This window comes from Syntrophomonas sp. DTU019 (genome assembly GCA_913757435.1).
In the GTDB taxonomy this organism is placed as follows: Bacteria; Bacillota; Syntrophomonadia; order Syntrophomonadales; family Syntrophomonadaceae; genus DTU019.
This window is the reverse complement of the sequence record CAJYDM010000006.1, coordinates 202,441-220,272: the sequence shown is the minus strand read 5'-3', so window position 1 is coordinate 220,272 and position 17,832 is coordinate 202,441. Positions and strand designations below refer to the sequence as shown.

Below are 17,832 nucleotides of genomic sequence, written 5' to 3'. Positions count from 1 at the left end.
AATCGGAACTTTGACGGATAATACTCAGGCGGCATAATCAATTGATTATGTCGCCTTGACAATCGATTCCCAACCGAGCTAAGCATGAACCAGGGATAACCCTTGAATCGGACGAGAACTTGTGTTAGAATATGTCTTGCGACAAACGCAGGGGAGTAGCTCAATTGGCAGAGCATCGGTCTCCAAAACCGAGGGCTGGGGGTTCGAGACCTCTCTCCCCTGCCACTAAGAATACCGAAAGCCACCTTTAGGTGGCTTTATTCATTCTCAGCCGATACTTACTACTTGCTCTTCAAAAACATATTAGATGGCGGCATGCCTGGTGAGAACGAGATTCCGAGTCTAAATACACGAATCCATTCAGGACCATCCAAAGCCCTGAAAATAATGGAATTGCACCCAACAGTATCACAAAAAAGAGTATAATATGTGCAGATATAACCGGATACGGTTACCATTCAGGTTTTGTGGGAAAATAAAGCCATCTTATAAAGTCGGATTTCTCGCCGCAGACGGTGACAGATATTACAAATATGCACATAGTTATTACTGAAACTGTATAATGATTTATCAGAGTGATTGACCTGCGTTGATGTTAGATTAAGGAGTTAGTTGATTGGTTGTCGAAATAGAAGGGCTGAAGATCCATTTCAAGGTATCCGGACAGGGCCAGGATCTGGTTCTGCTCCACGGATGGGGCGCAGACTTATCTTTGATGAACCCTATACACAAGCATTTTGAACGCTATTTTCACACCTTTTCAGTGGATCTGCCAGGGTTCGGGCTGAGCGACCAGCCGCCTCATCAGTGGGGCGTGGCCGACTATGCAACGATAGTGAAGAAATTCCTTATGAGCCAGAATATAGAGTGCCCCATACTGATGGGCCATTCTTTTGGGGGCAAAGTCTCTATCTTCCTGGCTGCTGAAAGGCTGCCTCTGCACAAGCTGATCCTGGTGGATAGTTCCGGAATTGTCCCCAAGAGGGATTCCAAATACTATTTAAAGGTATATTCCTATAAAACAGCCCGCCGTATAATGCAGCTTCCGGGGTTAAAACAGCTATTCCGCCGCCGCCTGGAAGAACTAAAAAATAGGTCCGGATCAGAGGATTACCGTAATGCCCGCGGCGTAATGCGGGAGACTTTAGTGAAGGTAATAAATGAGGACCTGACCCCGATGCTGGCGCAGATCATAGTACCCACCCTTTTGATGTGGGGCGCTGATGACACTGCCACCCCGATCTCAGACGGACGCCTCATGGAGCAATTGATTCCCGATTCCGAGCTGGTGGTTCTGGATAATGCCGGCCATTACTCTTATCTGGATCGTCTACCCGATTTTCTGAACATTACCGCACAGTTTTTAAAGGATGATATGGAGACCAAAGATGCCTAGCGGAACCATTGTGGTTATAGCGGTATTGGCCCCCTGGCTTTTGTATACCGTTCTTAAAATTAATAAAGCCGCCCATTATATGCAGTTAAACGGCTATTTTGTGGGGCGCTATCTGCGCTGGGCAAAGGGCAACCTGTGGCGGACAATGGACTGGCTGGATCTGGTGCCACTCCTGGCCATCGCCTGGTTATGGTTTCAGCGCAGCACGGTTGCTTATTTTATTTGGGGGATCATCTACCTGATAATCGCAGTGGCATATTACAACGCTCAGCGACAGATCGGGGCTAAAAAGAAAATGGTCTACACCAGCCGCTTAAAAAGGCTCTTGATATTGGCTGCCGTAATGTTGCTGGCCGTGAGCTATTGGGCGGCACACGGCCTCTGGTCTCCCGGATTGCATTTCAATTCCCTGGAAGTGATGTATGCGGTCAGCACCTTTGCCTGGATTCTGGTATTAGTAGCCACAATAATCATCTGGCCATTGGAGCAGGCCATTAACTTCTGGTATTATCAGGATGCGGAACAGATCCTGGCCAAACACACTTCGCTCCGGGTAATAGGTATCACAGGCAGTTATGGCAAGACCAGCACAAAAAATTTCTTAAACCGTATCTTAGCAGAGCGCTTCAATGTACTGGCTACCCCGGAGAGTTACAATACCACTATGGGGGTCATCCTCACTACCCGGACCCGCCTGAAATCCACAGATGAGATCTATATCGTGGAAATGGGAGCCCGCAAGAAAGGCGACATCAAAGAAATTTGCGACCTGGTGCATCCCACCATGGGCATAATCACCTCTATAGGTGAACAGCACCTGGAGACATTTAAAGATCTGAACAATATCAAACGCACTAAATTCGAGCTTATTCAGTCTCTGGGGGAAGGCGGGGTCGCTTTCGTCAACTGGGATGATGAAAATATCCGCTCCCTGCCCCGGGTGTCGGGAGTAAATTATATTAGATACGGCATTCAAGCCGAGGACCTGGATTACCGGGCAGGTTCCATTCAATATGATCAGCGCGGTACGGTTTTCACCGTATGCAGCCGCAAGGGTCAGCAAGGGGTCTTCAGAACCCGCCTGCTGGGCCGGCACAATATATACAATATACTGGCTGCCACTGCGGTGGCCTGTGAACTGGGCATGGATATGGCCACGGTAGCCCTGGCGGTGCGCAACCTGGCCCCGGTGGAGCATCGTCTGGAGATGAAGCGCGGCAAGGATTATATCATTATAGATGACGCCTTCAATTCCAATCCAGTAGGCTCTAAAATGGCTCTGGAAGTGCTCTCTAAAATGGAGGGAAGTAATAAAATAATGATAACCCCGGGGATGGTGGAGCTGGGCAACCGGGAATATGAATTGAACTACGAATTTGGGCAGGCAGCGGCAGCGGTGTGTGATTATGTCATCCTAGTCGGGCCGCGCCAGACACAACCTATACAGGAGGCCTTCAAAGAAGCCTTCTATCCCGAAAACCAATATTTTGTGGCCCGGAATCTAAACCAGGCCCTGCAGCACCTCAACCTTATCGCTAAGCCGGGTAGTGTGGTTCTGTTTGAGAACGACCTGCCCGATACATACAATGAGTAAAGGAGATGAAAAGGTGAAAATTAATGTGGGTGTATTCTTCGGTGGCAGGTCGGTAGAGCACGAAATATCAATCATTTCAGCCCTGCAAGTGATCCACAGCATTGACCGCAATAAATACAATGTGGTTCCGGTTTACATAACCAAACGGGGCCAGTTTTACACCGGTAATGACCTGGAAGACATTCAGAATTACAAAGATCTGGACCGGCTTTTAAGCCGCAGCAAGCAGATTGTAATTACCAACCATGATGGTGAAAAGGTGATGACCGAATATCCTGCCTCAATATTCCGCAAAGGCCGACTGGGCACCCTGGATGTGGCCCTGCCGGTGGTACATGGCACCAATGTGGAGGATGGCTGTTTACAGGGATATCTGGAGATGCTGGATATACCCTATGCAGGCTGCAATGTCTTGTCTTCTGCACTGGGCATGGATAAGATCGCCATGCGCATGGTGTTGAAAGAAGCCGGATTGCCGGTATTGGATTATGTATGGTTCTATTCCAAACGCTGGTTCTCCGACCCCACCGGGGTTTATGCAGATATTGAATCAAAACTTGATTATCCGCTGATAGTAAAACCGGCCAATTCAGGTTCCAGCGTGGGAATAACCACCGCCGACAACCGTGAGGAGTTAGAAGATGCCCTGGACCTGGCTTCACGCTTCTCCAACCGCATCATTGTGGAGCACAAAGTGGTGAATCTGCGTGAGATCAACTGCTCGGTTCTGGGCGATTATGAAAAGGCTTTGCCTTCGGTGTGCGAGGAGCCGATAAGTACTGAAAAGATATTGAGCTATAAAGACAAATACATGAATGAAGGCAGCAAGGGCATGAGCGGCGCAGCCAGACAACTTCCAGCTAATATACCCGACGATCAGACTGCGCTGATTCAGGACCTGGCAGTTAAAACTTTCCAAGTTTTAGACTGCAGCGGGGTATCGCGCATCGATTTCCTTATTGACGGCGATAGCGGCCAGGTCTATGTCAACGAAATCAACACCATCCCAGGGTCCCTATCCTTCTATTTGTGGGAGGCCACCGGCAAATCCTTCACTGAATTGACCGAAGAACTGATTCAACTGGCCTTGAAGCGCACCCGGGAAAGAGATAACCTGGTTTTTTCCTATGACACCAACATCCTGGCTATGAAGGGCAAAGGCGGTGCCAAAGGGCTCAAATAGCAGGGTTTACTCATGGCAGGGTGTTCATTAAGATCGGTGAGCGTACTGGGGCGGCCCTGTCCGAAAAGACCGGGAATGCCCCGCTTATTTTTCGACATCTAAAAAGGAAATTTCATTAATTCTGACGAATTAATAACCAAAAACAGGAGGGGAGTTCTGTTCGTATGACCAACTTCCTGCCTGCAGGTATAATAAATGAGACCCTGGAAGAGATCTGCCAGAAGATCGCCGTGTTCCTGACTTTTGCAAAATAGAGGAAGAAGAAAGCTCTCCGCGCCCCTAGATGATAGGCAATTGAGAGCTTTTCTTTTAATTGTAGGATTGTATATCTAAGCTTTGCGGATGTCTTTCAGTTTACCATACGGTAAGATTTCAGGAAGTTGTAAAGTACTTAGGATTGCCGAAAAGTCTTCATTTGATTGGTTCTTTAGATAATATGAGCTGTTGCTTTTTGCATCATCAATAACAGTAAGATTAGCACTTCGAAGAGCATCTTGGATCTTTTCGGTAGACAACTCAAGTTTTTCTTTTCTGAGTTTGTATTCTAGATACCGCTGGATTACCAAAGCCAGGTAGCACATTACGAAATGGCCGCGAATACTCGATTCTGTCCAAACAAAGATGGGTCTGGCCTCTAAATTGCTTTTCATAACCCTGAAGCTCTCCTCAATCTTCCAAAGGCCTTGATAGATCCCTATCACCTGCGCCGCTGACAGGCTTTTGTCCGAGCTTTGAATTCCATAATATCCATCGAATTGTGCATCCATTTCAACCTGATTTTCGTTGAATGAAACGTGATCGTCATCAAAAATGGCCAGTTGCACATACTTTTTGCCACCCTTTTTCATTTCTGCTTTGAGACTGGATTTGGAGTCCACAAGGCGCCGGGACTTCTCTATCAATCGTTCGCGGTCTCTACGGTCTTTCTCAGCACGTTTAGCTGACCAAGTTATCACCATATTGTCATCGAGCAAGACTTTTTCGCCATTAATCTTAACACTGTTCTGAAAATTGCAGACCTTCCATTTAAATTGCGGGCTCTCCACAGTGTAGCCCTCGTCCCCAAGAACTAGGTTCTTAATTGCTTTACTTGCAGATCGGATTTTGTATGCCATGACATAATCAAAACCTTTTGACCTGAGGTAGGCCAGGTTCTGTTTAGAATTTAGCCCACGATCAGCGGTTATTATAATCTTCTTTATGCCATAGGTTTCCCGTAAGTATTCCATAACTGGCACCAGCGTCTTAAAATCATTGGTATTTCCGGGGAACAGTTCATAGCTAATTGGGATGCCCTCATCGTCAATTAAGAGCCCCATTACGACTTGGACCTGATTTACTTTGTTGTCTTTAGAATAACCGAACTTCTTAAGTTCATCGGCTCTGACTGACTCAAAGTAATAAGTGGTAACATCGTAGAAAGCAACTCCAAGGTTGCGTGTCATTTTAAGTGATAGCTGCTTGTTCAAGTGCCTTTCCAGAGATTTCTTTTCATTGGCAAGAAAAGAAAGACTCCGGTATATTTGTTCTAAATTCATTTCCTTGGAGTTGATAAAGAACTCCTTTTGTTCAAAGCTCTTTTTCTTTGATGCCGGTTTTAGCAGCCGGAAGTAAACGAGCATAGATGTCGTATCTTTGACTTTGAACTTAAGGTTGGAATCACGCTTCTGGCGATAATCGAAGAAGTAATCAAGTTTCAATTCATCCCAGATACTCTCGTATACCTTAACGCCGTAATTACGAATAGGAAAGCCTTTAGCAGCGTCGTTATCAGATCCTTCCAGGTAATGCTGGATATCTTTAAATATTGCTTCTTGTTTAAGACTCTCGTTGAAAGCCCTGGACTCCCGGCATTCTCTGCGCAAACGATTCAGAATTCCAGGCTCCTGCGCTTCCAATTCGTCTGCACGCCCTAATACCTTAAGTACCCTGGTCTTGGGCTTCTTATTAACTGGATCCCGATAAGACTCCACGATTCTCACATATTTGATCCCTCGGCTGTTATATACCTGTAGACTGCTCATGCCTGCACCCCTCGTATGAACCAAGTATAGTATAACCATATTATAACATACATACGTTAGATATACAGTAGAGAGATATAAAAAATACCCGATAAATACTAATATTACAGCATTTACACGGGTATTCTTTTCAGCTTATCTGCAAAAGTCAGGAAAAAGGAAATTTCATTAATTCTGACGAATTAATAACCAAAAACAGGAGGGGAGTTCTGTTCGTATGACCAACTTCCTGCCTGCAGGTATAATAAATGAGACCCTGGAAGAGATCTGCCAGAAGATCGCCAGGCTCAAAGAGATGATGGATGCCGGGGAGAATGAACAAGCCCAAAGAGGCCTGGCGGACTTGGAAGAAACCGCTCTGGGGCTACGGATTTTCATTGAGAAGTTTAGCTGCCAGCCCCTGATCTATACCGGTTTAGGGAGTACAGACGAGATAATCCGCCGCCTGGAGTGGGCTCTGACCTTTACCGAAGAATTTGACCCTTCCGCATTCAAGAAAAGCCCTTCTAATAGAAAACAACGCATGCGATAATAGGGTGGAAGTGTGACCAAGCCTGGCAAGTCAAAGCGGTAAGGCTTCCGGGGTTTGATTATTAATGTCATGGTTTACACTCTGTGTATGGCTTGGTAAGTAGTAATTTTAGTACAGCAGGAAAGACGGTGCGGCATTGGATAGCAAGAGTATTTTGAGCGCAGTTGTTGAAGGACGGCGAATGACCGATGAAGAGTTTTTATTTCTCTATTTGACCGAAGACCTAAACAAAATCGCAGCAGCGGCCTGTGAGGCCAGAGACAGGATATTTCAGGATGATCTCATCACGTTCATAATCGACCGGACTATCAATTACACAAATATCTGTTCCTGCCAATGTAAATTCTGCTCTTTTTACCGTAATAAGACCGATAATGATGCCTACGTGATAGACAAGGCTACCCTGTTCGGCAAAGTCATGGAGGCCATGGAATTCGGCGCCACCCAGCTGATTCTGCAAGGGGGATTGAATGAAGACCTGAAAATCGACTATTTTGAGGATATGTTCAAGAACCTCAAGGGGCGCTATGGACTGACTATACATTCGCTGACTCCGCCGGAGCTGGTGTTTATCGCCAAAATATCAGGATTGAGCCTGGAGGAAACCCTATTGCGGTTAAAAAAGGCCGGTCTGGATTCATTGCCCGGTGGGGGAGCGGATATACTTCATGACACGGTCAGAAATCTGATCAGTCCCAACAAGATTAACACCTCTACTTGGCTCGAGGTCATGCGCACTGCCCACGGCCTGGGGATCAAGAGCACTGCCACTATGATGATGGGAACTGTAGAGACTATAGAGCAGCGTCTGGCTCATCTGCGCCTGATTCGGGAATTACAGGACGAGACCCAGGGTTTTCGGGCGTTTATCATCTGGGTATATCGGCCTGGCAACAATGGTTTTTTAGTTGAACCCTTGCCTGCTGAGGAATATCTGAAATTCCTGGCCTTATCCCGGCTATACCTGAATAATTTTGATCATATCCATGGTTCTTGGATAGGCTACAATGAAGAGGTAGCCAAGAGAACTTTGGAGTGTGGGGCAGATGACCTGGGGAGCCTGTTGTTGAGAGGCCACTTAGTGAACCCAAATTCAGACAACTACAGGGCTTGTCTGGAGAGCATGCTGGAATTGATCCGCTCCACCGGGCGGACTCCGGCCTTGCGGGATACGGCTTATGAGGTCTTAAGGGTATTCGACTGATACGGAGAGAGAATCCGGTTGCGGTATAGACCACAGAGGGCTGTGGCTTCTTATTACTGCAGCAGGGGTTCTCTTAACATTTAGAGAAGATATAATTAAGAATAATAAAGACTGGCTGCAAAATATACCGAAAGGGGGAAGGCTTAATGCGAAAAATGAGTAGCAACACCAAGATATTTTTGCTTCTGGTGACACTGGGCGTGCTATCAACCTTGGCAGGTCTTTACGTTAAATGGCTGTGGTTTGATTCTATTAATTATGCCAACGTTTTCACCATTATGATTGGTAACCAGGTGGCCCTTTACCTTGCTCTGTTCGCCGTTTCATTTCTGTTCTTCTATTTCAACCTGAGTTTTACCCGTCGGCACCTGGGAGAAATGGAAAGGCCCGAGAGCACTGAAGATGGCCGAGGTGTAATTTACCTCGACCAGATACCACTGTCCCCATGGCGGGATTTCCTTACCGGACCGATGGGGAAATGGTTTTTTCTGGGGTTATCAGTATTTGCCGGGCTTTTAGTGGCTGCTTCCGGAAGTGGTAAATGGCTCGAACTACAGCAATACCTGAACCGCGTTACGGTAGGAATCACCGATCCCATATTTGGCCGTGACCTGGGATTCTATTTCTTCAATTTCAGTTTCTATCATGATATCTATGCGATTTTGATGTTGACCTTAGTCCTGACCGTCATCATGGTGGGGGTGCTTTATATCATAAACGCCTCTGCGGATCTGTTGATAGGCGACTGGAGTCAGTTCAGCACTGCCAAGAGTCATTTGGCCATACTGCTGGCTCTGATTCTGATCCTCAAGGCCTGGGGCTACTGGCTTGACTCTTTAGGGATATTATTCTCCCCGACGGGTATTGTGTGGGGGGCCACTTATGCTGATGTTCATGCCACCCTGCCAGCTTATCAAGCGCTGATAATCATCACCTTGATTATAGCCTTGATTATCCTGGCCAATCTGTGGATCAAGAAAATTAAATGGATACTGTGGAGCCTGGGAGCCTGGCTGGTTATAGCGGTAGTGATGGGCAGCATCTATCCGTCAGCGATTCAACAACTGGTGGTCCAGCCCAACGAGTTCAATCGGGAAACACCCTATTTGGAGAATGCCATCAAGTATACCCGCTCTGCCTATGCTCTCGACAAAGCGGAGATCAAACCTTTCACCAATACTTTTACGCTTGATATCAACAAGCCTGAGAATCAAGGTATTGTCGAAAACATTCGCCTCTGGGATTGGCAGCCCTTGATGGTGACTTTCCAGAACCTGCAGCAATTGAGAGGCTATTATGTATTCAATGATGTGGATGTAGACCGCTATACCATCAATGGTGAGTACCGCCAAGTAATGGTGGCGGCCCGTGAGCTCGACCAAAGCCAGCTTTCCGAGGATGCTCAGACCTGGGTCAACCAGACCCTGATGTATACTCATGGCTACGGGATTTTAATGAGCCCGGTCACCGAGATTGCCCAGGAAGGGTTCCCGCGTTTCTTTATTCAGGATGTACCCCCGCGTGCGGTGGAGGGCATAACCATTACCCGGCCCGAGGTCTACTTCGGCGAGCGCACCAACAATACCGTGATTGTCAATACCAAGCAGCCGGAATTCGACTACCCCATGGGCGATAAGAATATCTTCTCCAACTATGAGGGAGAAAACGGCATCAAAGTGAATTCATGGGTGCGCCGGTTGGTGTTGAGCTGGGTAATGAAAGATTACAAAGTACTCTTGTCAAGCGACATCGGCAATGAAAGCCAGGTCTTGATGGGACGACAGATAAATGAGCGGGTGCGTAACATCGCCCCATATCTGCAATTTGACCATGATCCATATATAGTACTAAATGATGATGGCAAGCTATATTGGATCATGGACGCCTATACCACCACCCGTTATTACCCGTATTCAGAGCCTTATCCCGGTGGCAACGGTAAAAACTATATCCGCAATGCGGTCAAGATCACTGTGGATGCATACAGTGGGGACACCCGCTTCTATATAACCGATAACGACGATCCCATCATCAAGACCTATGCCAGCATCTTCCCCGGGGTTTATCAATCTTTTGAGGAGATGCCGGCCGGGCTTAGAAGCCATGTGCGTTATCCCGAGGACCTTTTTAGGGCCCAGACGGCCATGTATCGCAATTTCCATATGTTAGATCCCAATGTCTTCTATAACAAAGAAGATCCCTGGCTGATTCCCAGGGAAGTGGTGGGCGATCAGCAAACTGAAATGGAACCCTATTATATAATCATGCGCTTCCCCGATGAGGAAAAGCCTGAATATGTGTTGATGATGCCTTTTACCCCTAAAAATCGGCCCAACATGATCGGCTGGATGGCGGCCCGTATGGATGGGGATAATTACGGAAAGCTACTGGTTTATGAATTCAACAAACAGGAGACCATATTCGGACCTGAACAGATCGAGGCCCGCATCACTCAGGATACGGTAATTTCCCAGCAGCTTACATTGTGGAATCAGGCCGGCTCCAGGGTGTACCGCGGCAACTTGATCGTGATACCTTTCGATGATGCGGTGTTATATGTGGAACCGGTCTACCTGCAGGCTGAAAGCAGCCAGCTGCCGGAACTGAAACGGGTGGTGGTGGCCTTTGGCAACAGCATCGTGATGGAGCCCAGCCTGGATCAAGCTTTGATGAGGCTGTTCGGAGAACAAGGTTCACAGCCAGGCAAACCTACCACACCTAGCCAGGAGCCACAGCAAGGCCAGGACACTGTACAGAGCCTGGCAACACAGGCCCGGGAATTATACGATCAGGCCCAGAACAGACTGCAGAGCGGGGATTGGGCTGGATATGGAGAGAGCTTAAACAAGCTCAATGATGTGATAAGAAGGTTGGAGGCCTTGACCCAGCAATAAACGCAAAACAATGTACGGGGACACACCAATTAAGGAACGGGGACACACCAGTCAAGGAACGGGGACATACCAGTCAAGGAACGGGGACACACCAGTCAAGGAACGGGGACACACCTCCTGCGGAGGAATGTCCCCGAGTATAGAGGTATGTCCCCGAGTAAAGAGGAATGTCCCCGAATAAAGGGGGATGTCCCCGAGTACAGGGGTATGTCCCCGAGTATTGAGGGTGTATACCGAGTATATGAGGTGCGAGAGTTGTCAGATAAGCGAAAAAAGATAGTATTCCTGGGGGATAGCATCACCTGGGGCTTTCCTTGGGGACCGGAATGTTCCTGGGTACATCGGTTGCAGACGGTGCTGGGGGATGCTGAGTTGATAAACCAGGGCATCAACGGCAATACCACTTATGATATGCTAAGACGCCTGCAACGATCGGTACTGGACCACCATCCTACCCATGTGGTAATCTCCGGATGCATCAATGATGTTCTGTGTGCTGAATCCTTCGACCGCATCACCTGGAACTATCGGGAAATGACCACCATAGCTCAAGCTAACGGCATTAAGGTTGTTTTAGGGACACCGACTGCAGTGGATGATCCCTACCTGGAGGTATTACTGGTCAGGATTCGAGAATGGATGGCACAATATGCTGCCGAGAACAATATCCCCCTGATTCCGTTCCATCAGGCATTTTTCGATGAAAAAGGCCGGGTTATAACGGAATTGCTGTTAGCTGATGGCGGACACCCCGATAAAGAAGGTTACCGATTGATGTTTGAGCTAATTGACACAGCCATTTTTGATTAAGGTGTGGTGCCTGACCAGGATGCCGCTCAAGATGCACTGGCCCCGCAGGTTTGAGGGTAATGCAGTCTGGAATAGTGCTTGTGGATATAAGACTACCGGATCGCGCTTTCTATACCATGGTGGGGGTCAGATCAGGAGATAACGGAATAACCGTCAGATGTGACAAGAGCCTGCCCTCATGGTCCAAGAGTTTAGCATCCGCCTGGGGCAGGTTTTTTGCATCGCTGTAGCGGGCTACAATGGCGGCAGCATGAGAAATGTCCGCCTGGCTAGGCGTAAGCCTGCGCAATAGGCCGGTGGGACCGGGGCGCTCAGCCATTTTTATCATGATGTCTCCAGGTAGGGCAGTATGTTTAAGCCGTTCGTTCTCGGAATGATTGCGGCCCACCACCAAAAGTGCACCTTCCAAGTAAAAATGGCGGCCTACTTTCAGCAGTTCGGTATCAGACCAATTCGGGATCTGCCGATACTGCAGCAGGCTCTTCAAGCGGCGCGCAAACCCCGGCTCAGTCAATAGGCACCCTCCTGCCGGAGAGGGATAATCGACAATGCCCAACTCCTCCGCCAGGGCAATTTGACGCGTTCTGCCCCGCCCACTTATATCCAGCAACTGTTCCCGGTCTATCCAGCCCTCCTGCTCGGGAATAGTGGCTGACAGCAGTTTGCCAGACAGGGGCCGCACTATCAAGCCTGGGTAGCCGGATAGTTTCTCCACCAGGGCCAGGGACGACTTATTCTGGCTCATGGGGCGCTGTCCGAGCACCTCACCGGTCACCAGGAAGGAGGCTCCGACTTCCTTCATGTGATCACCGGCTTTATGCAGCATGAAGCCGTGGCAATCGATGCAGGGATTGAAATTCTTGCCGTACCCATAGCGGGGATTTAGCAGTATATCCTTGATGTACTCCTGGCTAATATCGAGTACATCAAGTCGGATCCCGAGCCTATCTGCACTGTCTATAATACCAGGGCTATTGCCAAAAAACGGGGTCTGAAAACATACCCCAATTACCTCGATACCCTGCCGGGCAATCATTCGTATCGCCAGTTGCGAATCAAGTCCCCCTGAAAATAGGCTTATAGCTTTCATAATATCTCCTTTAAATCTGCTGCTCGTGGTGGGCTAGGTAGGTTTCATCATCTATGACGCTGTAGCCATGCATTTTAAGCAGAGCGGTGGTTACCCCGTCACCATCTTTGAGACGCGAAGAGAAATTGCCATCATAAACTGTACCCACTCCACAGGAAGGGCTGCGGCTCTTGAAAACGATAAGATCCGGATCTACAGCCTGTACAATTTTTAAGGTTTGTTCAGCCCCTCTTATGAAAGCTGCGGTAACCTCCTGCCCCTGCCGGTTCATCACCCTTGATTGACCTTCCAGCACTTGTTTTCCGCTTCCCCCCAGTATTTCTGCCGCCTCCCGCGGGGTCGCAAGCCCTCCCAATTGTTCCGGGCACACCGGCAACGCCAGTCCGCGGCGCAGTAGTTCCTCGAACACCGGGTTACGGTTGTTTTTGCCGTTGTATTTGCAGTCTATGCCGCACAGGCATGCACTTATTATCAGCACCGCACCCCTCCATGGAAATTGCCATACAATAATCTACCGGATAGATATTATTATTCCTAAAACGGTGCATGGTTAGCAAAAGTAGCGTGGTACTCATATTATATGATACAAAACTTTTGTACTGGAGATAAAGCATGATTCAATTTAGAATGGCTACTATTGTATCAAATCCCAGACTTTCTGCTGATACGGTGTCGATCAGCGCTAAAATCGCCGATGAATTCGATATTGCCAACCTCTCGCAAATCTCCTTTGGAGTCGGTCAACGCAGGAGAACCCTTAAACCCAAGGTGAATCAGAAGGCAACAGATAAAAATCTCATAGCATTGAATCCCGCGACCATGCGCAGATTGTTTCTGTCTTCGGGGCGAAGGTATGGCTTATACACCGGAGAGTCAGAGATCCGGTTGGGTCCCGTAGTCGGTATTATGGCAGAGGGCACTGGAGACCCTGGCCGGCCATTTGCCGGGCAATCACCATTTTTCAAACAGATGATTACTTCCTCGCGCCGACTGGGTCAGATATGCTTCGGCTTCAGTCCCAGCAGCATTAACTGGCGCAACAATACCATCAGCGGATGGACTTATGCTGGGGGGCGTTGGTATAGGGCAACATTTCCCATGCCTGATGTAGTCTATCCGCGCTGCAAGGGATATCTTTCCTCTAACAACCGAGTCCGCCGCAGTCTTCAATCGCGTGGGGTGGCAATCTCAAATCCGGCTCTGATCGGCAAATGGCAAACCTATAAGATTATAAGTCAGCATCCGGAATTGGCTCAATACGTTCCCGACACCCAGTTGGTGACTAACCTAAAACAGGTCGATTCTATGATTAATAAGTATAAGGGGGTTTACATTAAGCCTATCAACGGGTCACTGGGCCGCAATATAATCAAGGTTGTCAAAACTTCCGGGCGCAACCGATACCAAATTCAATACCGCCACAGTGATGGGGTCTATCGCGGTATTGCTTCATCAGTGAGCGGGTTAAGGCAGAAGCTGCACCGGATCATGGGGCACCGCCGTTATATAGTGCAGAAGCAAATCAACCTGATCCGCAGCGGGGGTAATATTCTTGATGTGCGGGTTTTGATCCAGAAAGATCATAGTGGAGAATGGTCCATTACCGGTATGGCCTGCAGGGTTGGCCGGAGTGGTTCAATAACCAGCAACATCAGTTCTGGTGGCTATGCTTTGAGGGTCAACGGAGTCCTGCGGGCAAAATTCCGTGACGAGGAGAAGGTACAGGAGATAATAGAGACTATTCGTTATGTGAGTCTGGAGGCAGCCCGGGCATTGGAATCTACGATTGGTCCGACCGGCGAGATGGGAGTTGACATCGGTGTGGACCGTGAAGGCAGGGTTTGGTTTATCGAAGCCAATCTCAAGCCGGGGCGGCAGGTCTTTAGGCTGCTGCATCAGAATAAGACCCGATTTATGACGGTGGTGAAACCCCTGTTATATGCCCGTTACCTGGCAGGGTTCGAGCCGAATACACCGGTGCAGTAATAGCTGTTATCAGGTTTAAATAATGCTGAATAGTGAGGGCTATTATATGAAGAATATCGTCGGTCAGATCGTAATCAGCCATGGCTTACGTGACCGCTTTAATATACCCCCCAACAAAACAATTGCCGTAAGGGTGGGGGGCCTTGTGGTAACTGCCAGTGCACGTTTTTCGAGTCGGGCAGCCTCCGATTATATTCTATCTCCGGAACTGGCCCGAGCCCTCCATCTGCGCAAAGGGCATGGGCTGCGTTTCCGTTACGATAGTGAAAAAAATATTGTCCACCTGGGGCCTACAATTGGTATTCTCGCCACCCGGCTGCCCAACATGTCAGACCCTGATCCCAAGAGCCTGCAGGCAGAATTAATATATTTAAGCCATCTGGGTAAGGGTTTGAAAGGCCAGGTCTATGTCTTCACCCCTAATGGGATCAATTGGGCCAATAACACTGTGCAGGGATATAATTACCGCCAAAATTCCTCAGAACGGGGGCACTGGTCGTCAGCCACCTATGCTTTGCCGGACGTGGTATATGACCGGGTGACCACCCGCAGGCTTGAAAACCAGGCAGGCGTAAAAGCGGCCAAACAGAAATTGCTTGCGCTTCCTGATTTACAGTATTTCAACCCGGCGTTTTTGAATAAGTGGCAGGTGTATGAGGCTTTATCCCAAAATTCGGAATTGCAAGAAAACCTTCCGGAAACCCGGCTTTTGAATCTTGCGGAGATGGAAACCATGTTGTCGAAATATGAGGTTTTGTTTCTTAAACCTTGCAACGGCTCTCTGGGCAGAGGCATCATATATGTGAAGAAAAACAGCAATGGAAAGATAGGCTATAGCACAAGTCCTCGTGGCCGTATGAAGGGCCCAGTAGGAACCGCTAAGGAACTTTTGGATAAAACTGCTGCAACCAGGAGAGGCCGTCCCTACCTGGTCCAGGAGGGATTAAAGCTGGCCAAATATCGCGGTTCAAACTTCGATATTCGCATAATTTATCAAAAGAATGGGTTGGGTGAATGGGTAATCGGCAAAAAATTTGCCCGCGTCGCCCCCCATGGGAGTAATATCGCTAATTTGAGCAGCGGGGGCACCTATGTAACATTGAGACGACTTATGAGCTATCTATATCGAAAGGAAACCCGCAAAAAAAAGGATACCCTTATTAAAAACCTTTGCAAGGAAGTGGCTGTTACTCTGGAGGATTATTTTGAAGGGAATTACGGGGAATTGGGTCTGGACATTGGTATAGGCCGCAATGGCACCTTATACCTGATTGAGGTAAATTCCAAGCCCCGTAAAACCACCGCAAGTCAGAATTATAAGGGGCTGATCGCCAGTACTTTTAGGCGGCCGCTAGAATATGCTTGCTACTTGGCCGGCTTCCCCAAAAAATAAAGTAGGCCATATAAAGAGCGTGACGCAGCAGGGGGTGTTGACTATGTTGGTGTCAACAACTCCTCCTGCATTATGTAGACTTGTGAGCCTTATGATTGTCTATGACGGGAACTTCCCGGATTCAGCATAATTTCCCCCTTATCTTGCCGAAAGATTGGTCTATCTGCACTAGCCCAATTGTTCAGCCCAGACTAAAGATGATGCTTACCCCACTATCTTACTGAGAGCACTTCTCTTGATCACCTCAAACGCCTTCCCGTACTTTGGCACCTCTTTGTAGGTTAATGCCGGTGAGTCACAAGCTACTCTCCAACGATTTCTAGAATGAAATACTTATAGGGTACCTGGGGATCATCCTGGAGTGCTACCAGTGACTTCTAAAATGACGTGCTTAAAAGGTCTCCGCGTGGCGTCCCCGGAATAAGAATTATTTAGTATAATGAAACTGCAGGTATGAGGATTGAAGCGAGGTGGAGAAATTGAATAAAAACCGCACCGTGCAGTTTATATTGATTTTACTTATTGTTGCCGCAGTTGGATTCGGCAGCTTTTACTTATCACAGTATGTCTGGGGCCAACATGCCGGACAGCAGCAGGCCCAGGAGAGTAAACCATCAACACCCAGCCCTCTCGGCGGAGGGACGGTTATTATTGGTCCTACCGGGATCGCGGACATGGTTACCAGGGTCAGTCCGGCGGTGGTCAACATTGAGACCACTGCTCGGGTAGCGGGTAATAACCCCTTCATGGACCCGTTTTTTCGCGACTTCTTCGGCGACCGCATCTCACCTCGAGAGAGCGAACAGACTGCCATCGGGACCGGGGTCATTATCAATGAAAATGGCTATGTGGTCACCAATCAGCATGTCATAGACCATGCCCAGACTATTACCGTAAACATGGCCAGTGGTGAAAAATTTCCGGCTACAGTGGTGGGACAAGATTATGAGTTAGATCTGGCGGTTCTGAAAATCACCGCTAACCAAAAATTTTCCTGGTTGGAATTGGGTGATTCAGACACCTTGCGGGTAGGGGACTGGGTGGTCGCCATCGGTAATCCCTACGGTTTAGACCATACCGTAACCGCCGGGGTGGTCAGCGCCAAAGGGAGACCCATGCAGATCGAGGACCGGGTCTATAAGAACCTGATTCAGACTGATGCGGCCATAAATCCCGGCAACAGTGGAGGGCCGCTGTTAAATCTCAGCGGACAGGTGGTAGGCATAAATACGGCTGTAAATGCCCAAGCCCAGGGCATAGGATTTGCCATTTCCATTAATACTGTCAACGAGGTTTTGAATGACCTCATCCAGCAGGGCAAAGTGATCAGGCCGTATATAGGCATTTATCTGCAGTCGGTATCTCAGGAACTGGCCAATTCCCTGGGGGTAGAGCCCCGGGGCATTGTGGTGGCCGGGGTGGAGGACGGCTCACCGGCGGCAAAAGCTGGCTTGACCAAATATGATGTCATCACCCAGATCGATCAGCGCCGGGTAGACAATTATGATGAGCTGCAGGAAATATTAAAAGGTCATAAAGTTGGGGACACCATTACGCTGCAAATAATCCGCAGCCGCACCCCGATGCAGGTGTCGCTGGTGCTGACAGAAAAACCCTGATTTCAACAGGGGAAATCTATAACAGTAAAGAAGTAATGTAATACAGAGCCGCCTGTGCTGGGGCCATCCCCGTTCAGGCTGTTTGTGCAGGCAAAGGAGGAATTGCA

At 48.4% G+C, this 17,832-nt stretch carries 13 protein-coding genes and 1 tRNA gene; 11 read left to right on the top strand and 3 right to left on the bottom strand.

What is annotated here, in order from left to right:
• The first annotated feature begins 149 nt into the window (after positions 1-149).
• The 4 genes from AC15IQ_RS14150 (at position 150) to AC15IQ_RS14135 (ending at position 4,173) form a co-directional block, all read left to right on the top strand.
• Positions 150-225: transfer RNA gene (locus tag AC15IQ_RS14150), tRNA-Trp, on the top strand.
• 391 nt (positions 226-616) lie between these two features.
• Entirely contained in the window at positions 617-1,396 is a 780-nt protein-coding gene (locus AC15IQ_RS14145) for an alpha/beta fold hydrolase (protein ID WP_483179945.1), read from the top strand.
• Entirely contained in the window at positions 1,389-2,990 is a 1,602-nt protein-coding gene (locus AC15IQ_RS14140; RefSeq protein ID WP_483179942.1) for a UDP-N-acetylmuramoyl-tripeptide--D-alanyl-D-alanine ligase, read from the top strand. Before AC15IQ_RS14145 ends, AC15IQ_RS14140 begins: the two co-directional genes overlap by 8 nt.
• Before the next feature lie 13 nt (positions 2,991-3,003).
• On the top strand, positions 3,004-4,173 hold the full coding sequence (locus AC15IQ_RS14135; protein ID WP_483179940.1) for a D-alanine--D-alanine ligase family protein: 1,170 nt from the start codon (positions 3,004-3,006) through the stop codon (positions 4,171-4,173).
• A 329-nt stretch (positions 4,174-4,502) separates the two neighbouring features.
• Here the strand turns inward: AC15IQ_RS14135 and AC15IQ_RS14130 are convergent, their stop codons facing one another.
• Entirely contained in the window at positions 4,503-6,197 is a 1,695-nt protein-coding gene (locus tag AC15IQ_RS14130; protein ID WP_483176844.1) for an IS1634 family transposase, read from the bottom strand.
• A gap of 217 nt (positions 6,198-6,414) precedes the next feature.
• Here AC15IQ_RS14130 and AC15IQ_RS14125 point away from each other — a divergent pair, with 217 nt between their 5' ends.
• The 4 genes from AC15IQ_RS14125 (at position 6,415) to AC15IQ_RS14110 (ending at position 11,637) form a co-directional block, all read left to right on the top strand.
• Entirely contained in the window at positions 6,415-6,729 is a 315-nt protein-coding gene (locus tag AC15IQ_RS14125; RefSeq protein ID WP_483179939.1) for a hypothetical protein, read from the top strand.
• Positions 6,730-6,865: 136 nt separating this feature from the next.
• Positions 6,866-7,933 (top strand): CofH family radical SAM protein, encoded by a 1,068-nt coding sequence (locus tag AC15IQ_RS14120; RefSeq protein WP_483179938.1) that lies wholly within the window; start codon positions 6,866-6,868, stop codon positions 7,931-7,933.
• Positions 7,934-8,079: 146 nt separating this feature from the next.
• Positions 8,080-10,827, top strand: coding sequence for a UPF0182 family membrane protein (locus AC15IQ_RS14115; protein ID WP_483179936.1), 2,748 nt, complete (start codon positions 8,080-8,082; stop codon positions 10,825-10,827).
• A gap of 255 nt (positions 10,828-11,082) precedes the next feature.
• Complete coding sequence (locus AC15IQ_RS14110) at positions 11,083-11,637, top strand: SGNH/GDSL hydrolase family protein (RefSeq protein ID WP_483179934.1); 555 nt, start codon at positions 11,083-11,085, stop codon at positions 11,635-11,637.
• 109 nt (positions 11,638-11,746) lie between these two features.
• On the opposite strand, the gene AC15IQ_RS14105 is transcribed toward AC15IQ_RS14110, so the two are convergent.
• Together AC15IQ_RS14105 and AC15IQ_RS14100 are read right to left on the bottom strand one after the other, a co-directional pair.
• Complete coding sequence (locus AC15IQ_RS14105; RefSeq protein WP_483179932.1) at positions 11,747-12,727, bottom strand: tRNA 4-thiouridine(8) synthase ThiI; 981 nt, start codon at positions 12,725-12,727, stop codon at positions 11,747-11,749.
• A gap of 10 nt (positions 12,728-12,737) precedes the next feature.
• Positions 12,738-13,205: a 2-thiouracil desulfurase family protein gene (locus tag AC15IQ_RS14100; RefSeq protein ID WP_483179931.1), complete on the bottom strand. Its 468-nt coding sequence runs from the start codon at positions 13,203-13,205 to the stop codon at positions 12,738-12,740.
• A 134-nt stretch (positions 13,206-13,339) separates the two neighbouring features.
• On the opposite strand from AC15IQ_RS14100, the gene AC15IQ_RS14095 reads away from it, so the two are divergent.
• From AC15IQ_RS14095 to AC15IQ_RS14085, 3 genes are all read left to right on the top strand, one after another.
• A complete protein-coding gene (locus AC15IQ_RS14095) occupies positions 13,340-14,713 on the top strand; it encodes a YheC/YheD family endospore coat-associated protein (protein ID WP_483179929.1) in 1,374 nt (457 codons plus the stop codon).
• Between the two features lie 22 nt (positions 14,714-14,735).
• Positions 14,736-16,106 (top strand): YheC/YheD family endospore coat-associated protein, encoded by a 1,371-nt coding sequence (locus AC15IQ_RS14090; RefSeq protein WP_483179927.1) that lies wholly within the window; start codon positions 14,736-14,738, stop codon positions 16,104-16,106.
• Between the two features lie 470 nt (positions 16,107-16,576).
• Entirely contained in the window at positions 16,577-17,725 is a 1,149-nt protein-coding gene (locus AC15IQ_RS14085; protein ID WP_483179925.1) for a S1C family serine protease, read from the top strand.
• The last annotated feature ends 107 nt before the right edge of the window (positions 17,726-17,832 follow it).

Coding starts and splice junctions, on each gene's coding strand:
- AC15IQ_RS14140 (WP_483179942.1), top strand. CDS start 1,389: ATGCCTAGCGGAACCATTGTGGTTATAGCGGTATTGGCCCCCTGGCTT.
- AC15IQ_RS14130 (WP_483176844.1), bottom strand. CDS start 6,197: ATGAGCAGTCTACAGGTATATAACAGCCGAGGGATCAAATATGTGAGA.
- AC15IQ_RS14125 (WP_483179939.1), top strand. CDS start 6,415: ATGACCAACTTCCTGCCTGCAGGTATAATAAATGAGACCCTGGAAGAG.
- AC15IQ_RS14115 (WP_483179936.1), top strand. CDS start 8,080: ATGCGAAAAATGAGTAGCAACACCAAGATATTTTTGCTTCTGGTGACA.
- AC15IQ_RS14105 (WP_483179932.1), bottom strand. CDS start 12,727: ATGAAAGCTATAAGCCTATTTTCAGGGGGACTTGATTCGCAACTGGCG.
- AC15IQ_RS14095 (WP_483179929.1), top strand. CDS start 13,340: ATGATTCAATTTAGAATGGCTACTATTGTATCAAATCCCAGACTTTCT.
- AC15IQ_RS14090 (WP_483179927.1), top strand. CDS start 14,736: ATGCTGAATAGTGAGGGCTATTATATGAAGAATATCGTCGGTCAGATC.